The organism is Halorussus salinus (assembly GCF_004765815.2).
Classification (GTDB): domain Archaea; phylum Halobacteriota; class Halobacteria; order Halobacteriales; family Haladaptataceae; genus Halorussus; species Halorussus salinus.
Window position 1 is genome coordinate 188173 of the sequence record NZ_SBIS02000007.1, and the last position, 24509, is coordinate 212681.

Here is a 24509-nt window from a genome sequence, read left to right on the forward strand (position 1 = left end):
GGAGGCATCGTTTGTTGTGTTACCTTCTTGCGAGGTCATGAAGGTGGGCCTCCAAGTCATCGACGACCGAAGACCATGCGTACATCTCGACCATCTGAGCTCGGCCGCTGATAGCGAGTTCGCGCGAGTCCTCGGACCCAGAGAGCGCGTCAGTAACGTATTTAGCGAACATATCGGCGTCCTCTGCTACCCAGAGGTGCTTACCATGTTTGACGTTCACTCCTTCCGCACCGGTCGGCGTTGAGACGACGACCGACTCGCTAGCAAGTGCTTCGACGAGTTTGATCTTGACGCCGCCCCCTTCTCGAAGCGGCACCACTATAGTGTCGGCAGCATCGATGAACGGTTCGATCGCCGGGACGCGACCCGTCACGACGACGCCGGGTTGCTTGCCGAGACGACGGACAGTCTCGTTCGGTTCCTTGCCGACGATGAGGAAGCGCACGTCCGGAACTACCGACCGGACCTTTGGAAATACCTCCTTAACGAACCACTCGACTGCATCCACGTTCGGTTCGTAGCGCATCGTTCCTGTAAAGACGACAGTTGGCACGTCGCTAGCGTACTTTTCCGGGAGGGACTCGGTCAAGTCGAACCGGTCTGCGGTCACACCTATGGGAGATACTGACGTCCGGTCGGCAATCGTCGGGAATCGGTCGGCCATCTGGGCGCGTTCGTCGGTCGAAAGGAAAAGGTACGAGTCGAACAGACCGTCACCGAAAACAGTTCGTTCGTACTGTAACATTCGTGCCGACTCAACCGCGTAGGGGATGGCCCTCGGCGACGGGAACTTCGATCGTGCCATTCCGAGCAGGACCTTTGTCTCTATATTATGAACAGAAAAGCACGTGGGTACGTCCAATTCTGTTAGGTATTTCGTCATGTTGGTGTGTTCGGCAACGACCACGTCCGCAGTATCTGTGAGTTCGTCGAGTTTCTCCTGGAGTTTCGGTGCGTATCGACTCGCCACAGGATATGGAAGCCGCGGGTTCCGGGCGTATAGTTTCATACCCCGTGGACGTGTCGCATACGTGACCGACGAACAGAAATCTGTCATCTCGTCTGCTCGGTCGAGTTCCGACTCGTCGTCCACGACTGAGAGGACGTGAACGTCGTGTCCACGGTCAGCCAGTCGCTTAATGCGGTTGAACGTTACGACCCGTTCGCCCTGGTTTGGCGGGTACGGTGTACCCGGCGTAATCCACACTAGCTCCATGGTTTGGTGATTACCCAGTTCGGAAGGTACTGTTTCGGAATAGGAACCGATCGAACCGAGTTAGGTGCGGCTACCGAAACTGCTGAGAAGCCTATGCCAACGTAGAACCAAATGCGAAGGACGTAAAACTGGTCCACGAACATCGCGCTAATGGCGGCGAACACGACGATACTGAAGAACGTCTGTGTGATAGCGGCCATCGGCCCGTCACCGTTTTTGAGGAGGGTGTTGGCCGTATGGTTGAACTGTCGGAGGACGAATCCGAGCAACAGTACGAGGAGCAAAAGACCAACGAGACCTAGTTCTGCTAGCGTCCGAGAGTAATTGAACGTCCAACCATATGTGTGGCCTACGAAATCCACACCGCGCTCAGAATGGAACTGGTAGTTGTTCAATCCCACCCCTGTGAGGGGACGTTGAGACCAAACGTTGATTCCGGACAGGATGCGATCTGCCCGAACGTCGAGGCTAGAGTGTGTTACTGTCTCAACACCCTGTGACCCCGACGACCCCGACGACTCCGACGACCCCGACGATAGGGACGCGACGAAACCCATCAATGATGGAATCGTAATGTCCGGAAGTTCCGGGAGACTCACGGCAGGAAACGGTATCCATGCAAGGTACGGCCCAAACAGCTTCGAGCCGAGTCCGATGATGCGTTTCAGAATGACGACAGTAATACGGCCGCCCGTAATGGCGAAATCGAACGCGAAAAAGGCCGCACTCGGAACCGCGAGCGTCGAACCGAGTCGAGCGTAGATGTCCGACCAGTTTACTGCCACTACTATAGTCGCCGCGACGAACAGCGAGACGTAGGCACCTAGCGAGTAGGCAATCACGAACGCAACTGTGACGACCGACAGAATAGCCAGATTCGTCCGGCGAGAGTCAAACAGCACGTCCTCAGAGACGCCGTAGAGGAGTGGAACCGCGACTACGAAGAGTACGTCTGCAAGATACATCCCGAGCCACGATGGCTCCGGGAATAATGACGTGACGCGGTAGAACACGCCACCAGTATAGTACGTTCCGCCGACCTGCTGGTCAGTCAACAGCATGGGGTTCGTCAATTGGAGGAAGGCGAACGGCAGTTGATACTCGCGAGCAAAGAACTGATAAATTGCGAACAGGGAAACGAACACCGCAACGACTGCCGTCGCCCGGAAGAAGACTTTCAGTTCTGCCCGGCCGAGGTTGAGATTATAAATTCCGAGGACGACCCCGAAGAACGCTCCGAGTCGAAGGACGCCGAATACGAACTCTCGTATTCGAGCGGCGTCGCCGGAGAGGAGCGGCCAGACCCCCGTCGCTGTCGCCCAACCGAGCCAGAGCGCGAGCAGGAGGATACTCGAAGACCAACGGAGAGTTCCGCGTTGGACGACGCTAACGCCGCCAGCGACGACGATAGCGAGTCCGACTAACCAACTGAATTTGATTCCGATACTTCCGACTCTCAACGGAACGAACCCCACGAGTGGGAAGCTTGCAACCATAGCGACTGTGAGGAGGGCAGGAAGATTACGGACTCTCCGGAACCGCCCGAAGAAGTCGTTGTCGTTGTTGGACATCGAAGATAGTTATCGAGTTAGGTATTGGGACCTACTTAACATTTTTCGTACGACTGTATAACCATTTCAGCGGCTCTCTCGTACGTTTGTCGGTTCGCATACGCTCTCATCGACTCCACGTCTGCCTGCGTGTCACCGCGTGCCACCTCGGCGAGTGACTCGGCTAGTGCAGTCGGCGACCCGGCCTCGAAAATTGTTCCGAAGCCACGCTCCGTGACTCTTCGACCGAGCGTCCCGAAGTTCGGAGCGACCAAGGGACGGAGCGCACCGCAGGCCTTCTGGAAGACACCGCTCGTCCGCTGAGCACCGAACTGCCTGCGGTAAGGCACGACGACTGCGTCGGCCGCCAGAAAGTAGTACGGAACGTCTTCCTGCGGGACGAACTCGATATCCGTCCAGAGACTAACCTGTGGAGGCAGTTCGACCGCGGTCAAGTCGGATTTATCCATGTCGTCCGGAGGCCCGGCGATGACCATCTGGAAGGCCGGACCGTCGTATCGACGAAGTGCTTCGAGTAGCAATTCGATTCCCTTGTCGTCTCGAAGTTGACCGAAGTAGAGCGCAATCGGTTCGTCGTCCGGCAGGCCGAGCCGTGATCGGGCGTCCAGTCGAGACGAATCCCACTCGAACCACGGCTCGAGTGGGTCGGGTATCTCCGAGATCGGCACGTCGAACCCGAATGTCTCCACGAACCGCTTCGCCTCTGGGGAGTGAACGAGAACGCTGTCCAACCGACCAGTTCGCAGACAACCGTACAGTCCGACGGTCCGGGCCACCAGCGAGGGAACGCGCTCGATGGCCCACGACGGAAGGCGTCGGAAGGCTTCGGCGTGACAATCACCGAGAATCGGTACGCCAAGAAGCGACCGAAACGGGGCTGTGAGGTGAGCATTCCGGAAGAATGCGCCGTTAATCTCGCCAACGACGTCGATTCCCTCGTGTCGCTCGCTCCGATAGATGGCGTCTGTCACGTCGTCAATTTGGAGAAAATAAAGTACGTCAGCACCGCTTCGCGTGGCGAACTCGGCGGCCTCTTCGACTATCTCGACCGAGTCGGCGTGTTCGGTGACGGCGGTCTCCTCGGCGAGAAACGACGTCTCAACGTCCTCGAAGAACTCACGGTGACGTTCCGTCCGCTTGACACCGAGAAATGAGACCGAGATGCCGAGTTCGTTTAGTTCGGCCGCCATCCGACTCGCGTATTCGAGATGGTGGCCCGATGCATATTGGTCGAACAGGACAACTTCCATTGGTTGCTACCAGCCCCGCAGCCGATGTTGATTCTTTCGATAGTCGAACAGCAGCGGTAGGTCTCTACGACCGCGATACGAGCATCATCCGGTTTGTCGGGGGGACCGACCTGTAGTTACTAATGCGAAAACTCTAAACCCATGACTTCAAGTGAGTATCGTATGGATATCGCAATCATCGGTGGGGCGGGCCACGTCGGACTCCCCATGAGTCTCGTTCTGGGAGACGCTGGACACGACGTGACACTCGTGGACACCGACGAGGAGAAACTTGAAGCGATTTTAGACGCCGAGATGCCGTTCTCCGAACCCGGTGCGAAGGAACTCCTCGCCGAGCAATTGGCTACTGACGGGTTCGACGCGACCACCGATATCGACGGTCTGGATTGCGACGCCTACGTCGTCGTCGTCGGGACGCCCATCGATGAACACAATAATCCGCAAATGGACAATCTACTGGACATCATCCGGAAGCTACGATCTCAGATCGGAGACGGGGAACTCGTCGTCCTCCGCTCGACCGTCTACCCCGGAACGACCGACATCGTTCGGAGTGAACTGGAGAAGGCCGGACACGAAGTCGGTGAAGACGTGTACTTGTCGTTCGCCCCCGAGCGCATCGCCCAGCATAATGCGCTCGAAGAAATTATCGGACTTCCGCAACTCATCGGTGTCTTCGAAGACGAGAGTTACGTCCGGACGCGCGCACTATTCGAGAGTTTCCTCGAAGCAGAATGTCCACGACTCACGCCCACCGAGGCCGAGCTAGGAAAACTCTTTACGAATATGTGGCGGTACCTAACCTTCGCGGCCGCGAACGAGTTCTACCTCATCACCGAGTCGTTTGCGACGAACCACGACGTGAACGTCCATCGAATCCTTGACAAGACCGCTCGTAACTATCCCCGATTCGATGTGCCCTCGCCCGGTGCGAACGTCGGTGGCCCCTGCCTGACGAAAGACGGCTGGTTCCTCGTCGACAACATCCCGTACAACGAACTGGTGACTGCGGCGTTCCAGATCAACGAGGGCATGCCAGCGCAGATAGTGAACAGCATGCTGGAAAAGCACGCAGAACCCGACAAGGTGACGATTCTCGGGATGACATTCAAGCCGAACTCGGACGACACTCGGAACTCGGTCGCGTTCAAACTCGAAAAGCAGTTACAGTACAAGGGTATCAACGACATTGTGAGAATCGAACCGAACAAGGAAGGCTTCGACGACTGGGACGAGGTCAAAGGGAGCGATTGGGTCATCCTGATGACGCCTCACGACGAGTTCGCCGACCTTCAGGAGGTGCATCGACAGGTGGATAACGACGAGTGTACGTACTGCGATATCTGGGGATTCTGGGAGAAGATGCGATACGACTCCGAGAACGGCTTTATGAACGCATTAGAGTTCGATTTCGACGAAGCACAAACGAAGGTGCTATGATGAAAATCACAGTTACCGGAAGTGAAGGATCGCTGATGCAATGGACTATCAAGCATCTCATCGAGGACGGACACGAAGTCCTCGGCGTAGACAACTACAACCGATACGATGATTACGACCACACCCGCGTTGTCGACCAAGACGAATATGAGTTCCACAAAGCCGATCTGACCGACCCGGAGGCGGCACACGAAGTCGTCGAGGACGCCGACTACGTCATCAACGCCGCGGCACTCATCTACGGCGTAAAGGGGTTCCACGAGTACCCAGCCGACATCCTCTCGAATGACGTGACCATCCATCGGAACATTCTAGAAGCGGCCGTGGAGGCCGACGTCGAGCGCGTAGTGTACATCTCGTCCTCGATGGTCTACGAACAGGACGACCCACCCCACCACGAAGACGACGTATGGCAGAACAGAATCCCATCGACCGACTACGGTCTCTCGAAAGTCGTCGGGGAACGATACAGTCGTGCGTTCGAGAAGCAGTACGATTTGGACTACACCATCTGGCGGCCATTCAACATCATCACGCCGTACGAGCGTGCCGAGGACGAACCGGGCATGAGTCACGTGTTCGCCGACTTCATCCAGAAGATACTGATAGACGAGCAGAACCCGATGGAAATCTTCGGTGATGGCGAGCAGGTGCGGTGTTTCACGTGGATAGACGAAGTTGCCGAAGCCATCGCGACGCAATCGTTCGTAGACGTGACGCAAAACGAGGTGTACAACCTTGCCAACCCCGAACAGATTACGATGAAGGAACTCGCCCGCCTCATTTTCGAGAAGGGAAGAGAGCGAGGCATCGTGGATAATGGCCATCTTGAGTTCGACCACGTGCCGATCTACGACGACGACGTGAAGAAGCGAGTGCCGTCGGTCGAGAAGGCCGAGGATCACTTCGGCTGGGCACCCAAAACGAAAGTCGAGGACTCCCTCGAACGCTGTATCGACAACACCATCGGTGAGTAACGACAGCACAGAGGGTCGCCTCAAGGGAAAGGTCACCGCTGTCTAAACGAAGCGTGATTAGATACTCGTAGACAAACAGTTCTTCGTCGTATGGAGCGACTGAAGACTTATCACACTGAGAGCGGGTCACCATTTTGTACCCAAGGAGCGTAAAATTTTTGCCCTACTCCACAAGCGTTTCCCACAATGGCACGGACAGCATTCCACCACGCTTACTACGTCTACAAGCGGACGGGAATAAGAGAGTTATTTCGCCAAGCCCTGATCGAAGCAGAAAACTTCTTCGGGAGACACCTATCTCTGTCGCATCAGAAACTCTACCAGCGGTCAGTGAACGAACTACACCGCCGAATGGAGAGCGAAGACGACATCAAAGACGCAATCGAGACGGCGTTTAGCTACAGAGGATACGGAGTATTTCGCTCTATCGAACCGTTTCAACAGTCCGGTGAACTCCGGGAACTGCTTGATAGCTTACAGCGAGAGGACATCGACTCGGTCCTCGAAATCGGCACCGCCCGTGGTGGCTCGTTATATCTCTGGTGTCGGACCCTAGAACAGTCCAATACGTTCCTTAGTGTCGATTTGCCCGGTGGTGAGTTCGGCGGAGGATACTCGGAGCACCGTATCGACCTTTTTCGTGAATTTGTGGACGACGCGAACATGCAGTTCATCCGACGGAACTCTCACGACCCGGAAACAGTACGAATGGTCGAAGATGCGACCCCCGAAAACGGTATCGACCTCTTGTTTATCGACGGTGACCACACGTACGAAGGAGTGAAAAAAGACTTCTATAGCTATTCGGCGCTTCTTGACGACAATGGTATCGTCGTCTTACACGATATTTTGGGGAATCCACACGACCCGGACGTAGAGGTAGACCAGTTCTGGCAGGAATTAAGGCAAGAATACAAAACCGAAGAAATCGTCGAATCTCCCGAACAGGACTGGGGCGGACTTGGAGTGGTCTATGTTTGAAGATTCAGTCGATTCCAATAAGCGGCGAGTAATCGACACGGTATCGGGACTGATCCGTTCGATGCGTCCGCCCCAGTGGTACAAACAGGGAGTGATGTTGATTGGTATCGTCTTTGCAAAACAACTCTCGGACCCCGTTGCTTGGAGGGGCCTCGTCCTAGGCATCATCTCGATGACAATTTTGGCGAGTGCGACGTACATTTTCAACGATATCTTTGACCGAAAAGGAGACCGCGCTCATCCCCAGAAGTGCCATCGTCCGATAGCGAGCGGCCAAGTCAGTATCGCGCTTGCCGCCAGCTTCGCTCTCGTTTTAGTATCGATATCGCTACTAATCGCGTCGCTGTTAGATACAGTGTTTCTAGCAATAATAATTGTCTATCTCGTCCAAAATTGGCTCTACTCGTTTGCTCTGAAGGAGATAGCTTTCGTTGATGTTCTCGTAGTCGCCTTCGGGTTTGTGCTTCGCGCAGTTGCTGGTGTCGTCGTTATCGACCAAGTCGTAAGCCCGTGGTTGCTAGTCTGTACGTTCTTGCTCGCGCTGGTTCTCGCATTCGGAAAACGTCGTCATGAGATTCACGCGATGGATGAACCGAGTGAAACGCGGAAAGTACTCTCAGTGTATACGAAAGACGAGTTAGACCAACTTCTCGTAATGGTCACATCGTCGCTATTGCTATCCTACTCTGTCTACGTCGTGCTACATGCGGATCCAGTACTAATGCTATCGCTTCCAATGGCCTTCTTTGGGGGGTTCCGGTATCACCACCTCGTTCGAACGACGGCAATCGGTAGTCAACCAAAATATCTTGTTACAGACCGACAATCTGTGTTGAATCTCGTTCTCTGGACTTCTAGCGTCCTTCTAGCGCTGTACACCCCGATTGGCGAACACTACGTATTTATGTAGACTACTACAATGAATCTGCTGTCTGCATTCAGATGAAGCAATACGACCTCCATATACACACGAACGCGTCGCCCTGCTCGGGAGCGACGCCAGCGAGCATCGTCGAAGCCGCAGTTGAAAGAAACCTCGACGGAATCGCAATTACGGACCACGACACCCAAACTAACGTCGAAGCAGTGCAACGTATCGCACCGGACCACCTGATGGTCATCCCTGGTGTCGAAGTAACGACGACAGAGGGACACTTGCTTGCGCTATACGTGGACGAGGCGCCGCCCCAAGCCGAACCACAGACCGTCGTCGACTTCGTTCATGAACTCGGTGGTGTCGCAGTGCTGGCCCACCCCTTCGACGAGTTGCGACAAACGTACGACAGCGATTTGACGACGTTGGCCGCTGCCGTCGATGGTATCGAAGTTCGTAATTCGCGATGTCTCTTCGAGCGGTACAATCGGCGCGCAGAATCTTTCGCAACGACCCACGACTTGACAGCCATCGCGGGTAGCGATGCGCACTTTCCGTGGGAAATCGGACGTGCGACGACAGAGTGTAAGACATCACTCCGGGCCGCACTGAAAAATGATTCGTGCACCGTTCGAGGCCGTGGAAGGTATCTCACCGGTCACGTAGCCACGAAGGTGGAGCAATTTCGCTCGTATCGATTCAACCGTCTCTCCTAAAGAAGAATCAAATTAAGTAGGTCGCCGACAAATCTGATACGAAGACCGGACAAACAGAGAGTAGTCACCGAACTGGGTTAGTTTTGTGTAATTTCCAAGTTCCAGTACCTGTTGACCGGAGGGGAAATAGTACGATCTTGAGAGGACGACAACAATATCCGACCGAGACGCCACAACGTCGCCTTTCGAGCGGACCGTGAAAAGACGCTCTGCATCTTCCGTGTACGTATTCTGCAACTGATGTCTCATCCCGTATGGTCCCCCGACTGTTGCCGATTCGTTGCACGCTATCTCCGAACCGACGTAGTCTATCGCATCTCCTGTACCGCTGGTGCCGTAATAGTACCGCGTGCTGTACGAGGCAGTCGCCTGCATAGCGACGAGTCCGACGTTCGACCCGAGAACCGCTACGAGCAGAATCGACGTTACTATCGCTCGCTTCGTAGTCGAATCGTGCTGGTTTAGTAGTACCGTCGACGCACCCCAAACGATTGCGATAGGGACTAAGAGACCGCTGTAGATGAGCAATCGTCGTCCGGGAGCGGACCAAGCACCGGCAATAGGGTCAGCGAGAGCGAAAATTACACCGGCGACGACGAGGCTGCCACCAGCAACTTGAGCGCTCCATCGTTTCGTCGGTCGTATCTTTACTCGCCCCATTCCGACTCCGGCGGCGATCGTCAGTAGTGGCATTACGCGACCCATGTATTTGGTGAAGTCGTAAGTGGACCCTTTCAGAAGAACTCCATACTCGACAATAGTCAACAGCGAAAAGAGAACAAACGGAAGGAGAACAGCTTGCTCGGTCTGTAGTACTTGAGTGAAGTGAGTATTTCGTACTCCTCGTAGGTCTTCGAGTCGTGGGAAGATAACGACGAGACACAGCAAGAGGAGAAACGGAGAAATCCATAGTATCTCGTAGTAGATGATGTTTAGAATCTTCAACGGGAGTGCGTGAAGTTCTGGATACGTAACCCGAGAGACAAATTGCGCATCGGTGACGAAGGGTGTGAGAAAACGTGTTCCAGTGAATAGAGAGAGGCCGCCCCACGTGATGACGAACGCAACGAAGCCGCCTACCACCGAGAAAGCAAAGCGTGTCATCTCCGACCATCGACGCGTGATTCCAAAGTAACAACAGAACGTCAATAGGAGTGGCGGTAGCGGACCAAACTTATTCCAAGAAAGTACGTAGACGAACGACGCTGTAATTGCGTACTTGACGATCGGAGTCGTCTCGTCCAGTTCGTAAGCGTACAGGAACCAGAAAAAGAACGCCGAAAGGAGGAAAGTAAAGACGTTTTCCATGTCGATAAGGACGCCAGTCTGGACGGCGAGAGGCGAGAGAATATAGAGAAGAGAACTGAGAGCGGGAGCAACGGATTTTGGGAACGTCTCGGCTATCTCTACGAGATTTTCCCGGACAATTAATTTAGTAGAAAAATATACCGGAAATATTGTTCCGAGGGTAAACAGGAATGTACTCGCCCTCGTAATCACTGGCTCTGTCGACCCAATTGCAGCGCTCACGGCGTAAACAAAAAAAGTGTATAGTGGCGGATGTATTCCCCTCGGGTATCCATTCGTATCGAGGTATCGAACGTTGACGAAAAACCAACCCTCGTCTTCTATAAGCGGGTCCGAAAGTTCGGGGAAAGCTAAAACAGTTGAGAGGAAGACGAGTGGAATCAGAACGGCGATGTCAGCTTTCTCTAACAATCCATTGCGCACGGTAAGAGGTTCAGACGTAGTTTACATGAGCGCTTCGATTTTCCGTAATTCGGGTGAATCAGTCAACTACTGTCAGACTTAATTAAATAATTTTCGTTCTAGTTCACAGATACCTCCGAATCCGGAGTAGGCTCCACGGTCGTCGATTCGAATTTCGGGACGGTATCCGCAGCGACGTGTCTGGACCTCAGCGATAGCCCAAGTCCCTGAGTCGTTCTTCGACACCCTCCGTCACGTTGTCAGAATGAACTTTGGAAGTATACCGGTCGTCACTAACGAACTGTTGGTTGCCGTTGAGTTGTGAGAGAAGTTCCCGATTCATTTGTTCTGGAACGGGAGTTCCGGCGAGCGACAACACGACTGCCGCGATAGACGTACAATCTGCAGTGAATTGTGTCGTCTTGACAGCATCTCCGGCGATGACAGCAATACCTTCCGGAGTATGGTCTGCAAAGCGATCCCGTGGCGTATGGAACCACGACTCGTCGAAGTCACCGTAGCACATGTACTGCCAATCGGCGGGTTCGACGAGAAGATCAGGTGCCGCCTCGGCGTTGCTTCCCGAGTATATCTCTCGGCCCCGATGGACCGCTGTGACTATCTCCTCGCCGGTCTCGGGATGGCAGAGTTCCTCTAGTCGGTCGGCGATTTCGGTCAGCGTTGCGTCGCGCTCGTCGGGTGTCACCATGCCATCGGGGTAGCGGTCGGTCGAATTGAGGTATATCTTGCCCATCGAATCGTACGCGAACGCGGTCGTGTTCTGCCAATCGATGGTCTCTTTCAGTTTCTGTCTTCCTTCACCGGCGGCGTCACGCACATCGTCCAACAGCGAATCGGGGGCGAGACGTTTCACTCGCTCTTTCGCCGAGTGCGGGAGTGCCGCACCGGCTCGCCAACAGGCTTCGAGGACGATGTCTGCGACCGTCTCGAATGCGGTTTCGTTCACCTGCTTGCGTTCGAGGTATCCGAGGTTCTCAAGTAGTTCGTTCAAGTGGATTTCGCCGGTTATCTCTCCGGCACCGTGGTCCGAGAGCAGGACGACGTTCCGGTCGTTACCGACCGAGTCGAGGAGTTTCCCGAGCACACCGTCGAAGTGTTCGTAAGACTTCTTTACCGCGTTCTCGCCGTCTATTTCGGTGTTCCAGAGGTAGTGCTGAATCCAATCGATGCCCATGAAGACGGACCAGAGCAAATCCGGTTCGTAGCGTTCCAGAAAGTCTATTGTTGCCTGACACTGAGCGTCAGTTATCCGGCGGACTTCCTCGTAGTACTTCTTTCGGTCGTCCGCGGGTTTTCGGTCCGGTTTCACTTTGAAATCGCTGTCTCGCAGTCGCTCCTGTACGTCCGAGGGATAGGCACGGACACCGTCGTCGGTACCCGGAAAACCCGACACGAAGAAGCCGTCTACTTTCGGCGGGGGCGATACGATAGGATAGTTCATTATTCCGACAGAACCGTCGTGTGCGTCGATGACGTCCCAGACTGCCGGTCGAGAGACGGACCCGTATTCGACGGGTGAAACCTCGTACGTGTCCGGGTTCTGTTCACGGAACCCATAGATACCGTGTTCGCCAGGGGAGACGCCGGTCGCAATCGAGGTCCAAGCTAACGGTGTCATAGGCGGCATCGTCGAAATCAGCGTCCCTCGCGCACCCCGGTCGAGAAGTCGTTCGAAGTTCGGGAGACGCCCATCTTCGAGCAGAGGGTCGAGGATATCCCACGTCGCGGCGTCTAATCCGATTACGAGCGTCTTAGTCATAGGTAGTCGAAAGAAATGGCGTGAGTAAAGTGCTTCCATCTCCCAAGTCACGCGAAACTGGAATGCCTTCGCTACGGATAGTCGGTTACAGCTTCGAGAAACCGTCTACGCCGAACAGTATCGTTTCCACGACCGGATACCCCACCTTCGTATCGATTCGTCGGGCAATTCGAGCGTCTCGCTCGGTAAACGCACCGAGGATTCGAAGCGAAGCGACGTAAACCGCCACGACGACAATCGGTAGCGTAGTCGCTGCTATCGTAGTCTGCGTAATAGTTCGAGCGAACAGTTCCCCGAACGCCAGCACCGGTACTCCCGCACCGAGTACTCGCAGAAAGTCCCAACTGTATGGGTGGAGGCCGCGAAGATAGTTCAACTCTAAGACGCCCAATACACTCGTGACCGTTAGTGCGGTAGCCGTACCGATACCTGCTCCTAGAATCCCCAGTTCCGGAACCAACAGGACGTCGAGTACCGTGTTCAGGGTAATCAGGATTATCGTGTTCAGCAGAGTCAATCGGGTGTATCCCAGTCCTTCGAGCATCATTCCCTCGGGACCGAGCATCGAGTTGATGAAGTACCCCATCGAGAGGGCGACGACCACGAGACCTGCGGTGGCGTACTCTGGCGTGAAAAAGAGGGCCAGATACGTAGTCGGTGCGACGGTGAATGTAATCGCAACGGGAAGCGTGAGCATCGTAATCCACCGAGTCGCAACCGTATACTGTTTCGAGAGGACGGAGTCATTGTCTTTGTTCTCTGCGACTAGTGGTTTGAAGACCGGCGTAACGGCTTTGAGAACGATGAGAAGGTTTATTGAGAGGAAGAAAGCGACGCGATAGTAGCCGACGTCCGAAGAATCCAGCAGATAGCCGATGATGAAGTAATCGACTTGACCGACGATGGAGTATATGAGGCCCGCGAACATGAGCGGAAACGAGTACGAGAGAAGTTTCCAACGGGACGTCTCCCTCGTCTGTGCGGTCCAGATGTCGTTCACATAGCGTCGGAACAACAGCACGCCCGCACCGACGGCAAATAGCGTTCCGAGAAGGTAGCCAGTCACCAAGCCGACGATTCCGGTCCCGACCGAAAGCAGAACCCCGACGACGGAAACCCGGACAAGCGGGTCAGCGAAGTTCTTTACGAGGACCCTGAGTTCCATCCGCTTCACGCTATTGAACGTCGCGAGGAGGACGTTCTTCCCGGTCTGGATTGGAACTAGTAGGGCCAGTATCGGTAACGAGTGTTCCAACGACGGATCGTCGAAAATACGCCCGACGTCTCCGGAACTGACGAATAGCAGTACCGTGAAGACCAGGGAACTGCTCCCGGCGAAGCGGGTCACGTGGACGATGACAGCCTTCGCTTGACCGACCTCTCCATCGTCGAGGTGTTGGGGGACGAAGTAATCTATCGCACGATGGAGGTTTAACGAGGCGAGCCCCTGAACGAACATGACGATGGAGAGACTGAGAGTGAACGTCCCGTAGACCGACGGCGAGGCCAGTCGCGTGACCAGTACGACAAAGAGGAAGCCTAATCCGCGACCGACGACATCGCCGACGAGCGTTATACTCCCCTGCTTGGCGACGATAGAGAGACTGCTCTCGTCGTCCGTCATCGGTCTATGGAGCGTCGGTCCCGCTGAGATCAACTGTCACGCCGTCTCGTTCGAGGGGGAGACTGTCTGCGGCAGACCGTACGAACGTCGCTATCGTCGGCGGGGGAGAGAGATCGGAGACACGAGGCGAGTTCGGAGCAAGGATACGCATTAACGTCGTTTCCGAACTTACGATTATAACTATTCCGAAGTTCCGGAACGCGGGGGCTCGTGTCTCTCAAAGTCTAGCCTCGCCCAACTCGCGTCGGCGAGACTACCTCACTCCGACCGGGCCCTGGAACGACCCTACTCTACGGTCACGCTCTTCGCCAAATTCCGCGGCTTGTCAATCGAGCGCCCCAGCTTGTTCGCCGCGTAGTAGGCCACCAACTGCAACTGCACGTTAGCTAGCACCGGAGCAACCCGCGGATGCGTCTCCGGAATCTCCAAGACCGCATCAGCATACCGTTCGACTTCCGAGGAGCCATCCGTCACCGCGACCACGGGCGCGTCCCGCGCCTCTACTTCCTTCACGTTCCCGACAGTCTTGGTCGCTTTCGCGCCGTCACCAGTAACCACCGCGAACACGGGTGTCTCCTCGGTCACTAGTGCCAAGGGGCCGTGCTTCAACTCGCCCGCCGGGAACCCCTCGGCGTGCTTGTAACTGATCTCCTTCAACTTCAGCGCGCCCTCCAGCGCGACCGCGTGGTGATGACCGCGGCCGACGAAGAAGTAGCCCTCGCTGTCCACGAACCGGTCGGCGACCTGCGCGGCCCGCGAGGAGTCCAGTATCTCTTGGACCTGACCGGGCAGGTCCCGAAGCGCCTCCACGACTTCGCGAGTGTCGCCGCGGTCAGTCAGCGCGGCCGCCAGTAGGTTACACGCCACGACCTGCGAGGAGAACGTCTTCGTCGCCGCGACCCCGATTTCCGGCCCGGCACGAATCATCAGCGAGCGGTCGCACTCGCGGGCCGCGGTCGAACCGACGACGTTGGTCATCGCCAGCGTCTCGACTCCTCGGCGGTGGGCTTCCCGCAACGCCGACAGCGTATCCGCGGTCTCGCCGCTCTGGGTGATGCCGACGACGAGCGTGTCGTCGCCCACCGGCGCGGGCGACGTGGCGTACTCGCTGGCGAGGAAGGCCTGTGCGTGGACTCCGGCCTCGCGGAGCGCCTGCGCGCCGTAGAGCGCCGCGTGGTAGGAGGTGCCGCAGGCGACGAACTGGACGGATTCGGCGTCGAGTCCGCGCAGGGCCTCGACCTCGACCGACCCCGCGAGTTCGTCCACGCGCCCCCGGAGACACTTCCGGAGCGCGCGGGGTTGCTCGTGAATCTCCTTGAGCATGTAGTGGTCGTAGCCGCTCTTGGCGGTCTCCTCGGCGTCCCACTCGACGCGCGAGACCGATTTGTCGAGCAGGCGACCCTCGCCATCCGAGACGGTCCACGACCCGGATTCGAGACGGGCGAACTCGCCGTCCTCCAGATACACCACGCGGTCGGTGTAGTCGAGGAACGCGGGCACGTCGCTGGCGAGGTACGCCGCGTCGTCGCCGACGCCGAGGACCAGCGGCGAGTCCCGCCGCGTGGCGAGGAGGGCCTCCGAGTCGGCCGAGACGGCCGCCAGCGCGTAACTGCCCTCCAGTCGGGCGACCGCCGCGCGGAATGCCGCCTCGAAGCTCGCGCCGTCGGCGAGTTCCGCCTCGATGAGGTGGGGCACGACCTCACTGTCGGTGTCGCTGTCGAACTCGTGGCCCCGGTCCCGTAGTTCCGCCCGGAGGTCGGCGTAGTTCTCCACGATGCCGTTGTGGACGACCGCGACCTCGCCGGTGCAGTCGGTGTGCGGGTGGGCGTTCGCGTCGCTGGGCGGGCCGTGGGTACTCCAGCGCGTGTGCCCGATGCCGACTCGGCCGTCGAGGTCGGACGTGACCGCCTGCTGGAGGCGCTGAATCTCGCCCTCGCGCTTGCAGACCGAAAGGTCGCCGTTCGAGAGCGCGACGCCAGCCGAGTCGTAGCCCCGGTACTCCAGCCCTTCGAGACCCGACAGGAGTACGTCGAGCGTCTCGCTCCGGCCCGCACAGCCGATGATGCCGCACATCAGCGAGTCACCCCCGCCGTCCCCGTCGGAACCCCACTTTGGTCAGCAGTTGTCACAGTTACTCACCGGTACACGTCGGCGTGTTCGCTTATATTTTCGGATACCGTGACACCGGTCCGGAGGTGGGCGCTCGGACCGACCAAGGTTCCGGGCGCGAAACTCACGTCGCCTGCGGCGCGCACGCGGTCGGCAAGCACCGCGCCGAGTCGTTGGTCCTCGAAGACGGTGTCGCCGACGCGCACGTCGCCCGGCCCGCCCGAGACGGTGGCGTCCGCGCCGAGCGTGACGCCCTGCCCGGTCACGCAGTCCAGCAGGGTCGCGTTCGGGCCGACCCGCGCGTCGGTGTCCAGTACCGACCGGGCGACCACCGCGTTCGCGCCGACGGTCGCGTTCCGACCCAAGGCGGTGTAGGGGCCGACGACCGCGCCGGGCCGGACCTCGGTGTCGGGACCGACGACGACCGGGGCCTGCAACGTGGCGTCGTCGTGGACCGTCGCGCTGTCGGCGACCCACACCTTCTCGTCGCGCTCGGGTTCGGTGACGCGGCCGTGGAGCAGGAGGTCTTGGGACACGTCCAGCAGGTCCCACGGGTACGTCGCGTCCTCCCACAACTCCTCGGTGACGACGCCCCGAACCAGCGCGTCCTCGTCGATGAGGTCCACCAGCGTATCTGTCAGCGCGAGTTCCCCCTGCACGCGCGGCGTCTCCTCGATGGCGTCGAAGATGGCGGGCGAGAAGGCGTACACCCCGGCGTTGAGCAGGCGGTAGTCGTCGGTGTCGGGCTTCTCGACCAACTCGACCACGCGGTCGCCGTCCATCACGACCGCGCCGTAGTGGGACACGTCGGCCTGCTCGGTGACCGCGAGCGTGGCGTTGCCGTCGTCCTCCTCGAAGGCGTCCAGCACGTCCGCGACCATCTGGCGCTCGATGACTTGGTCGCCGTTGACCACGAGGAAGCCCTCCTCGCCGGAGACGGCCTCGCGGGCCTGAAGCAGGGCGTGGCCGCTCCCCAACTGCTTGTCTTGGGCGACGTAGTTGACCGGGACGTTCCGGTAGGTCGGTCCGAAGTGGTCCTGCACGCGGTCGCGCTTGTATCCGACGACGACGTGCAGGCGCTCGATTCCGGCCCCGATGAGCGCGTCGAAGACGTGTTCGAGAATCGGCCGGTCGGCGGCCGGGAGCATCGGTTTCGGGCGATTGCGGGTCAGCGGTCGCAGGCGCGTCCCCTCCCCCGCGGCCAGCACGACGGCGGCGCGAACTGTCATGGATAACGCATCGGTCAGCGGCCGTATCAATTTTCGGCTTTTCGAGGTCCGGTAGGTCGCCGAATTCACCGACCAAAACGGTCAGTCTCGCGAGTGCAACGATTCGACGCGCTCGCGGATCCAGTCGAGGACGGTGAAGAGTACGTCGAGGTGATGCGTCCCGAGCGGCGACTCCATCGCAGTCCCGGCGTCCGGCGGCGGGTGGAAGTGCGCCCGCGGCGCGTCCGTCTTCGGGTGGCGGTCCCAACGGCACTGATATCGGTCGTCGCCGCGCGTCTCGACGTAGTGAAAGTAGTAGTCGTCGGTCGTGAACCAGTGTACGTCGAGTCGAACGTCGTCCACGGCCCGCGGATACCCGCTCGCGTCGAATCGTAACTCCAGTTCGCGCGGCGAGGAGCTAGTCGGGCGAAGCTCCCACGACGCGACGAGCGGATGGCTGGCGGCGCGTCGGCCGAGGGTCCGGAGCGTGGGCACGTCGAGTTCTCCCGTCGAAGCCGAATCGTCGCTTCCGAGGCTCGAACCGTCGTCTCGGGAAGGTCCAGTCATCGCGTTCCGACACCTCCGCGAGGTTACGCCGACACCGCGTCGTCGGCGTCGCCGCCGCGTCGCTCCGCGCGGTGGGCGGCGCGCTGGAACAGTTCCAAGTCCCGCCGGACGGTCCGCCACCGCGCGAGCGCGTCCCAGCGGTCGTGAATCTCGTCGTGGTCGCTCGTCTCGAACGTCGCGGGCGAGACGGCGTCGGGACCGGGCGCGTCGAATCGCTCGCGGAGACGCTCGTCCTCGGCGGCGAGTTCGTCTATCTTCGCCCGGAGGTCGGCGACCGAGTTGCTCGTGGCGAGGTCCTCGACGCGCTTCCAGCGAAAGTACGAGTCGTTGCGCCGGTAGGTCGCCGGACGACCGTCTCGGCGCTCGGCGATTCCCATCTCGACCAGTTGAGCCAGTGCGTCGCGCGCGCCGTCGTCGGAACAGTCGGCCTCCTCGGCGACTTCGCTGGCGGTCGCGTAGTCGGTCGTCCCCGTGACAACATCGTAGACGCGCTGGAACGTCGTTCGCTCCTCGCGCCACCGTCGCTCGCTCTCTCCGGCGTGCGAGTCCGAGGGCGTCGGTCCGCTCGGTCCGTCGGTCATACTCTCGCTTCGCGCTCAAAGAGGATATATCTTTTCCAGAGTCGATATATCTCGTCTCTAATTCCGAATCAAATCGCCAGCGCCCCGCCGCCGAGCATTGCCAGCGCGCCCAACCCGACGCAGACCCCCCAGAAGGGCACGCGCTCGACCACGCGCATCAGCGCGTCGATGGTCAGGTAGCCGACGACCGCGGCCGTGCCGAGCGCCAGAAGCGCCTCGGTCGGCGTGACCGACGGGACTCCAGTATCGAGAAGAACCAGAACGCCAGCGCCGAGCGCGGCCGGAATCGACAGCAGGAAGGAGAGTCGGAACGACGACGAGCCGTCGTGGCCCCGGAAGAGGAGCGCCGAGGCGGTGGTCCCCGACCGCGAGACGCCGGGCAGGATGGCGAGTCCCTGCAACGCGCCGACCAGCACGGCGTCCACGAGGTCCGGGGAGTGGCGGCCGCCGAACTCGAAGCCGTCGGCGACGCGCTGGAGGACGCCGGTCAGCACGAGGAGGACGCCGACTAGCGCGACGAACGCGCCGCCGGTCAGCGCCGAGACGACCGTCTCCAGCGTGAGGTAGGCGGCGATGCCGACGACGCCCGAGGCGAGGGTGGCGACGCCGAGAAAGGAGAGGGTCGCGGTCTCGCCGTTGGCGTCTCCGCGGTCGGCGTCCGGGAACGCGCTTCCGGGTCGCCAGTCGGGGAGCGCGCCCAGCACGTCGGCCAACTCGTCGCGGTAGTAGACCGTCGCCGAGAGCGCGGTCCCGACGTGGAGGAACAGCGAGAACTGGACCGCGGCCTCGGGCGACGACCCGAGCGCGGTCAGGAAGACGGTGATGTTCCCTTCGCTGGAGATGGGCAACCACTCGAAGACGCCCTGCAACGCTCCGGCGACGACGGCGACTAGCGCGGACCGGTCCATACTCGGTGGGCGAACGTCGGGGGTAAAAACTGCTCGGAAACTCCTCGGCGGGGCGTCGAATCGAGGCCCGCCGACCGCCTTCGATACGGTCCCGAGCGCGCCCGGCCTCCTCGGGTGCGCTCGGCCGACCGGACTACCGGGCGATGGATTTCGAAAAGTTGTCGCTCCGTTCGCGTGCGGTTCCGGATTCGCCGGTGATGCTCTACGCGGGTTGTGTCCGGAAGCGTCGAACGTCTACGTCGGTCACGTCGTCGTAGTCGTCGTCGGCACCGACCAGTAGCGTGCCATCGACGTGTGCGGCAGTGGCGAGCGCGAACGCGTCGCCGAGGGCGGGCGCGTGACGGAACTTGAGGTCGGCCGCGGTAGGCCACGTCGTCTCGGTATCAACTCGTCGGATGCCGCTCTCGCTCAACACGTCTACCACGGCGTCGGCACGCTCCTCGCCGTCGATTGCACGCACGACGTAGTGGACTTCGGCGAGGGTCACAGCGGAGATGTAGCCGTCCGCCGCACCTTCGACCGCCTCGACGTATCGCTCGACGGTGTCGCTTCCGGATTCGTCGCAGAAGTAAGCGACGAGCGGTTCGGCGTCGAAGACGACAGTTTCGGGGAGGTCGCTCCCGGTCATTCGTCGGTCGTCTCGTCGTCCGTGCCCGTACTCCCGTCTCCGGCTTCATCGCCAGCGTACCGTCGTCGCAACTCCGCTTCGCTGGCCTCGTCCCGGTCGCGCTCCTCGCGTAGTCGCTCGACCGCCGACCGGTCGTCGTCGTCGGTCTTCCCCGAGAGGACTCCGCGTAGGTCCGTGACCGACCGAATCGGGCGGACGACGACCTCGCCCTCGTCGGTGCGGACGAACTTCACGCGCCCCGGCGTCTCGATCCCGAGTTCGTCTCGAAACTCTTTCGGAATCGTCGCCTGTCCTCGTGACGACACGGAAACCACTTTTTCAGATTCCGTTCGACTCATACTTCTCGTAGTTACTATCTCGGCTTGCTCGTACATAGTTATTCTGTGAGCCGACACGTCTTTGAGACGAGTCATTTTGAAACACTATTTAGTCTTTATACGTAAATATGACTACTCGGTCCGTCGAACACGCCGGACGAGTATCACGTGACCGAACCGTGAGAAAACGAAATCGGACCGCTCGATGTTTAGGCGTCTTCCAGACTGCCCGCGTCGAACTCGCCGTCGAGGTACTCCTCGCCGAGGTTCGTGATGGTGTAGGTGCCGCCGCCGACGTTCTCCAGCAGGCCGTGGTCGTCGAGCGCGCGACAGCGCATCCCGAGGTGGTTGGTCGAGTAGTCCAAGTCGTCGCCGATTTCGGCCAGTCGGTCGCGGATGGCCGACGGCGGGTAGTTGCCGTTCTCCCGGAGGAATTCGAGGATTCGCTCGTCGGCTTGCGTGAGCCAGTCAGCGTGCTTGCGCATGGTCGCCCGTATTTTCGGTGCCGATGCATATATAGCTACTCGTTTGAGCAAGGTCTGAGTTGCTTTCGAGCAACGGAAGACTGGTTTACTGAACGTCGAGGTTGTCGAGCGGGTCTCCTCGGACCGAGGAGGCTACGGTGGGGAACCCGCGGCCGAGGAGCCAACCGAAAACCCGCGGCCGACTCGCCTCACTCGACGGGTTCGCGCCAGTGGACCGTGACGTTGTTGACCGCGAAGGCGTCGTCGTGGCTCTCGTCGCGCACGACTCGGAGGGTGTTCGCGCCCTCGACCAGTTCGGTCTCGGTGATGGCGTCCTCCCAGTACTGCCACCCGTTCGCTGGCGGCACGTCGAACCCGCCCAGCGACTCGCCGTTGATCTGGAGTTCGTGGCCGTACTCGTCCACGCGGAACGCCTGCAAGCCGACGTAGGGGTCGGTGGCGCGGTCGGTCGGCACCGTGAACTCGAACTCCGAGGTCGCGTCGCCGACGAACTCCGCCCACGGCACGTCTAACTCGTCTGCGTCCGGCCCCAGATGGGCGCTGACGTTCACCAGCGCGTAGTTGGCGCGGTAGGCCATGCGTTCGGTCACGACGGCCGTCGTCAAAGTCGTAGGGGGTGGCGGGGTGAGTTTGTCTCGTGGGAGGGGTTCGTCTCGTGGAGAGTTGACGGGAAGACAGGAGAGGAGCTAGCTTCAGGCTTGAGCCTATCATACTGCGACGGCTCCGCCACCGCACGACTGCGAGCCTCACACCTCCCCAACCTCCTCGCTCACTCCCTCACTACGTTCGGTCGTTCACTCGTCCCTCGCACGCTGATGGCGCGGCCTCGCATCGTGAGGCCGCGCCAGCACGCGCCGAAGTCGAGGAGTGGAGGATAGCGTCAGCACCGTGAAAATGGCTTCAGAGCCGGATGTAGGCGTAGCCAGCGTCCTGCAACCGCGTCAGTTCGCCGACGCCCGAGGAGACCACTTCGACGCCCTCTAACAAGTCACCCTCGGAGACCTCAGGGTGCCGTGCGGCGTTGCGACACGCCTTCAGTGCGACGTTCCGGTCCAGCAGGTCCCGGAGGCCGTCCGCGAGGTCCGAGTCGGCGTGGAGGCGCGCGATGGCCTCGCCGCGGTCGAGGACGACCGCGACCGACTCTATCTCGACGCTTTCGTCGGCCAACAGGTTGCGGACCTTGGCGACGACGACCGGTACCTCCTCGGGGGTCGAAACGTGGAAAACGGTTCTCATACTCGGGGTGTCTCGTGGCGCGACGAAATGGGTTGCGGTGGCCGCAACCGCCCGTACGAATGAGAAACCGGTAAACCGCCGCGTCGCCACGCATCTACCATGACCATCCTCGAAGACGCCCGCCGCGTCGCCGCGAACGGCCCAGTCTGCGACTCGTGTCTGGGCCGGTGTTTCGCCGACCGGAGTTTCGGGCTGACCAACGCCGAACGAGGCCGCTCGCTCCGGGTCGCGGCCGCGATAGAGGACGACGAACCGTTCGAACCCGCCGACGCCGACGAGTGCTGGGTCTGCGAGGGCGAGAGCCAGCGTTTCGACGAGTACGCCGAGCAGGTCGCCGACTCGCTCGCGGACTGGCACTTCGAGACGTATCAGGTCGGGACGCGAACGCCGCCCTTGCTGGAGGAGAACGAGAAGTTGCTCCGGGAGTCGGCCGAGTTACCCGAGGAGGCGGGCGAGTCGTTCAAGTCGGAGTTCAACCGCGAGGTCGGCAAGCGCGTCGGGCAACTGACTGGCGCGGAGGTCGATTTCGAGCGCCCCGACGTGTTGGCCCTGCTCAACGTGGACCCCGAGCGCGACGAACTGACCGACCACACCGTCGAGGTCCAGATAAACTCGGCGTTCGTCTACGGCCGCTACCGGAAACTCGAACGCGATATCCCCCAGACCGAGTGGCCCTGCCGGGAGTGTGGCGGCACGGGCAAGCAACTCGCGGAGGGCGGCGGCGAAGAATCGTGCGACCACTGCGGCGGGTCGGGCTACCTCTACGACGAGAGCGTCGAGCAGTTGACCGCGCCGCCGGTCCTCGGCGCGATGGACGGCGACGAGGCGCTGTTCCACGGCGCGGGCCGCGAGGACGTGGACGCCCTGATGCTCGACACCGGCCGTCCGTTCGTCATCGAGGTCAAGCGCCCCCGCGAGCGCGACGTGGACACCGACGCGCTCGAAGCCGAGATAAACGAGTTCGCCGACGGGAAAGCCGAAGTCACCGACCTCGCGCTGGCGACTCACGAGATGGTCGAGCGCGTCAAGGAACTCGACGCGAGCAAGACCTACCGGATGGACGTGGAGTTCGACGCCGACGTGACGAGCGAGGACCTCGACGCCGCAATCGAGGAGTTGCGGGGCACCACCGTCGAGCAGGACACGCCCCAGCGCGTGGACCACCGGCGCGCGGACCTGACCCGGACCCGGACCGTCTACGATATAGAGGGCCACCTCGAAGACGAGCGCCACGCCGAACTCGAAGTCCACGGCGAGGGCGGCCTCTACGTCAAGGAACTCGTCTCGGGCGACGAGGGCCGGACCACGCCGAGTCTCGCGGGCCTGCTCGGCGTCGGCGCGGTCGTCACGGCGCTCGACGTGGTGGCCGTCGAGGGCGAGGAGGAAGCGTTCGACGACCCCGAGTACCTGAAGGAAGCGATTTGAGCGCCCGGAGACCGCGCTCACGGCGCGCCGTCGGACGACGCCACAAGCGGTAGGTTCGCGAGCGGCGTACCGCCGACATGGCCGACTCGAACGACCGGCGGGACCGCGACTCGGACGACCGGCAAGACGGGGTCTCGGAGGGTCAGCGGGACGCCGACGAGAACCGGGCCGACCGCGAGGAGTTGCCCGACGACGACCCCGGCGAGCGGTTCGGTCCGGACGTGGGCGAAGTGCTGGCCAGCGACCCCTCGTCGATGACCGGGATGGTCGGACACTTCTACCGCGGGCAACTCCACCGAGCGACGACGTGGCGCGGCCGCCTCGACCAGACCTCCTACTGGGCGGTCACGGTTATCGCCGCCCTGCTGACGTGGGTGTTCTCCAGTCCCGGCAACCCCCACTACCTCCTGCTCGTCGGGATGGGCGCGATGGTGGTCTTCCTGCTCATTGAGACCCGCCGCTACCGGGTCTACGACGTGTGGCGCGAGCGCGTCCGCCTCCTCGAACAGGACCTGTTCGCGGGGATGTTCGACCCCGAGAGCGAACCGACCCACCCCGACTGGCGGCGGCGCATCGCGGCCGACCTCCGGGACCCGGCGGTCAAGACGCCGATGGTCGTCGCCCTCGCCCGGCGACTCCGGCGCATCTACTACCCCCTCTTGCTGGTCGTGCTGGCGTCGTGGCTCGTCAGAATCACGGTGTTCCAACCCGACCAGACGTGGCGCGAGACCGCCCGCATCTTCGGGGTTCCGGGCGTCGCCGTCGTGACTGGCGTCGGCCTGTTCTATCTGGGCGTGACCCTCCTCGTGGTGTACGGCGTGCTGAAGCGCGGTCAGCGCGAGTTCCACGAGCGCGAGAGTACGGACCCGTGGCGCGACTGACCGACCGGGACCGGGTTCCGTCGGC

Annotated in this window: 23 protein-coding genes; 7 read left to right on the forward strand and 16 right to left on the reverse strand. The window is 60.2% G+C overall.

Features of this window, described 5'->3' with window-relative positions; genetic code table 11:
• Positions 1-19: 19 nt before the first annotated feature.
• Genes EPL00_RS14480 through EPL00_RS14490 form a run of 3 tightly spaced genes read right to left on the reverse strand, consistent with a single transcriptional unit; the run spans position 20 to position 4037 of the window.
• Complete coding sequence (locus tag EPL00_RS14480) at positions 20-1216, reverse strand: glycosyltransferase (protein WP_135853702.1); 1197 nt, start codon at positions 1214-1216, stop codon at positions 20-22.
• Complete coding sequence (locus EPL00_RS14485) at positions 1207-2787, reverse strand: hypothetical protein (RefSeq protein WP_135853701.1); 1581 nt, start codon at positions 2785-2787, stop codon at positions 1207-1209. Before EPL00_RS14485 ends, EPL00_RS14480 begins: the two co-directional genes overlap by 10 nt.
• A gap of 35 nt (positions 2788-2822) precedes the next feature.
• The gene (locus EPL00_RS14490; RefSeq protein WP_135853700.1) at positions 2823-4037 is read right to left on the reverse strand and encodes a glycosyltransferase; all 1215 of its coding nucleotides are present in this window, start codon (positions 4035-4037) and stop codon (positions 2823-2825) included.
• Between the two features lie 162 nt (positions 4038-4199).
• Here EPL00_RS14490 and EPL00_RS14495 point away from each other — a divergent pair, with 162 nt between their 5' ends.
• The 5 genes from EPL00_RS14495 (at position 4200) to EPL00_RS14515 (ending at position 9025) form a co-directional block, all read left to right on the forward strand.
• The gene (locus EPL00_RS14495; protein ID WP_162224229.1) at positions 4200-5477 is read left to right on the forward strand and encodes a nucleotide sugar dehydrogenase; all 1278 of its coding nucleotides are present in this window, start codon (positions 4200-4202) and stop codon (positions 5475-5477) included.
• Positions 5477-6454, forward strand: a complete 978-nt coding sequence (locus EPL00_RS14500) for an NAD-dependent epimerase/dehydratase family protein (protein WP_274381000.1) — start codon at positions 5477-5479, stop codon at positions 6452-6454. The genes EPL00_RS14495 and EPL00_RS14500 overlap by 1 nt, the downstream gene beginning before the upstream one ends.
• A 186-nt stretch (positions 6455-6640) precedes the next feature.
• A complete protein-coding gene (locus tag EPL00_RS14505) occupies positions 6641-7435 on the forward strand; it encodes a class I SAM-dependent methyltransferase (RefSeq protein WP_135853697.1) in 795 nt (264 codons plus the stop codon).
• Complete coding sequence (locus EPL00_RS14510; RefSeq protein WP_135853696.1) at positions 7428-8345, forward strand: UbiA prenyltransferase family protein; 918 nt, start codon at positions 7428-7430, stop codon at positions 8343-8345. The genes EPL00_RS14505 and EPL00_RS14510 overlap by 8 nt, the downstream gene beginning before the upstream one ends.
• A gap of 32 nt (positions 8346-8377) precedes the next feature.
• The gene (locus tag EPL00_RS14515; RefSeq protein WP_135853695.1) at positions 8378-9025 is read left to right on the forward strand and encodes a PHP domain-containing protein; all 648 of its coding nucleotides are present in this window, start codon (positions 8378-8380) and stop codon (positions 9023-9025) included.
• Between the two features lie 12 nt (positions 9026-9037).
• On the opposite strand, the gene EPL00_RS14520 is transcribed toward EPL00_RS14515, so the two are convergent.
• The 13 genes from EPL00_RS14520 to EPL00_RS14580 all read right to left on the reverse strand — a co-directional run bounded on the left by EPL00_RS14520 (position 9038) and on the right by EPL00_RS14580 (position 22178).
• A complete protein-coding gene (locus EPL00_RS14520) occupies positions 9038-10756 on the reverse strand; it encodes a hypothetical protein (protein ID WP_135853694.1) in 1719 nt (572 codons plus the stop codon).
• A gap of 187 nt (positions 10757-10943) precedes the next feature.
• Positions 10944-12515, reverse strand: coding sequence for an alkaline phosphatase family protein (locus EPL00_RS14525; RefSeq protein WP_162224231.1), 1572 nt, complete (start codon positions 12513-12515; stop codon positions 10944-10946).
• Positions 12516-12600: 85 nt separating this feature from the next.
• Positions 12601-14139 (reverse strand): flippase, encoded by a 1539-nt coding sequence (locus EPL00_RS14530; protein WP_135853692.1) that lies wholly within the window; start codon positions 14137-14139, stop codon positions 12601-12603.
• Positions 14140-14424: 285 nt separating this feature from the next.
• Positions 14425-16212, reverse strand: coding sequence for a glutamine--fructose-6-phosphate transaminase (isomerizing) (glmS, locus tag EPL00_RS14535; protein WP_135853691.1), 1788 nt, complete (start codon positions 16210-16212; stop codon positions 14425-14427).
• A gap of 62 nt (positions 16213-16274) precedes the next feature.
• The gene (locus EPL00_RS14540; protein WP_135853690.1) at positions 16275-17477 is read right to left on the reverse strand and encodes a sugar phosphate nucleotidyltransferase; all 1203 of its coding nucleotides are present in this window, start codon (positions 17475-17477) and stop codon (positions 16275-16277) included.
• An 81-nt stretch (positions 17478-17558) separates the two neighbouring features.
• Positions 17559-18023, reverse strand: coding sequence for a hypothetical protein (locus EPL00_RS14545; RefSeq protein ID WP_135853689.1), 465 nt, complete (start codon positions 18021-18023; stop codon positions 17559-17561).
• A 23-nt stretch (positions 18024-18046) separates the two neighbouring features.
• Positions 18047-18604: a DUF7342 family protein gene (locus EPL00_RS14550; protein WP_135853688.1), complete on the reverse strand. Its 558-nt coding sequence runs from the start codon at positions 18602-18604 to the stop codon at positions 18047-18049.
• A gap of 68 nt (positions 18605-18672) precedes the next feature.
• Positions 18673-19512: an undecaprenyl-diphosphate phosphatase gene (locus tag EPL00_RS14555; RefSeq protein WP_135853687.1), complete on the reverse strand. Its 840-nt coding sequence runs from the start codon at positions 19510-19512 to the stop codon at positions 18673-18675.
• Between the two features lie 202 nt (positions 19513-19714).
• Positions 19715-20140 (reverse strand): PIN domain-containing protein, encoded by a 426-nt coding sequence (locus tag EPL00_RS14560; protein WP_135853686.1) that lies wholly within the window; start codon positions 20138-20140, stop codon positions 19715-19717.
• Complete coding sequence (locus EPL00_RS14565) at positions 20137-20478, reverse strand: AbrB/MazE/SpoVT family DNA-binding domain-containing protein (protein WP_135853685.1); 342 nt, start codon at positions 20476-20478, stop codon at positions 20137-20139. The genes EPL00_RS14560 and EPL00_RS14565 overlap by 4 nt, the downstream gene beginning before the upstream one ends.
• A 188-nt stretch (positions 20479-20666) precedes the next feature.
• Positions 20667-20942, reverse strand: a complete 276-nt coding sequence (locus EPL00_RS14570) for a phage repressor protein (protein WP_135853684.1) — start codon at positions 20940-20942, stop codon at positions 20667-20669.
• Between the two features lie 188 nt (positions 20943-21130).
• Positions 21131-21520, reverse strand: coding sequence for a DUF7383 domain-containing protein (locus EPL00_RS14575; protein WP_135853683.1), 390 nt, complete (start codon positions 21518-21520; stop codon positions 21131-21133).
• 322 nt (positions 21521-21842) lie between these two features.
• Positions 21843-22178 (reverse strand): DsrE family protein, encoded by a 336-nt coding sequence (locus EPL00_RS14580; RefSeq protein WP_135853682.1) that lies wholly within the window; start codon positions 22176-22178, stop codon positions 21843-21845.
• Positions 22179-22277: 99 nt separating this feature from the next.
• Between EPL00_RS14580 and EPL00_RS14585 the strand changes: the two genes are divergently transcribed.
• Both EPL00_RS14585 and EPL00_RS14590 read left to right on the forward strand, forming a co-directional pair.
• Complete coding sequence (locus EPL00_RS14585; protein ID WP_135853681.1) at positions 22278-23603, forward strand: tRNA pseudouridine(54/55) synthase Pus10; 1326 nt, start codon at positions 22278-22280, stop codon at positions 23601-23603.
• A 77-nt stretch (positions 23604-23680) separates the two neighbouring features.
• Positions 23681-24484, forward strand: coding sequence for a DUF2270 domain-containing protein (locus tag EPL00_RS14590; protein WP_238398211.1), 804 nt, complete (start codon positions 23681-23683; stop codon positions 24482-24484).
• Positions 24485-24509 lie beyond the last annotated feature (25 nt).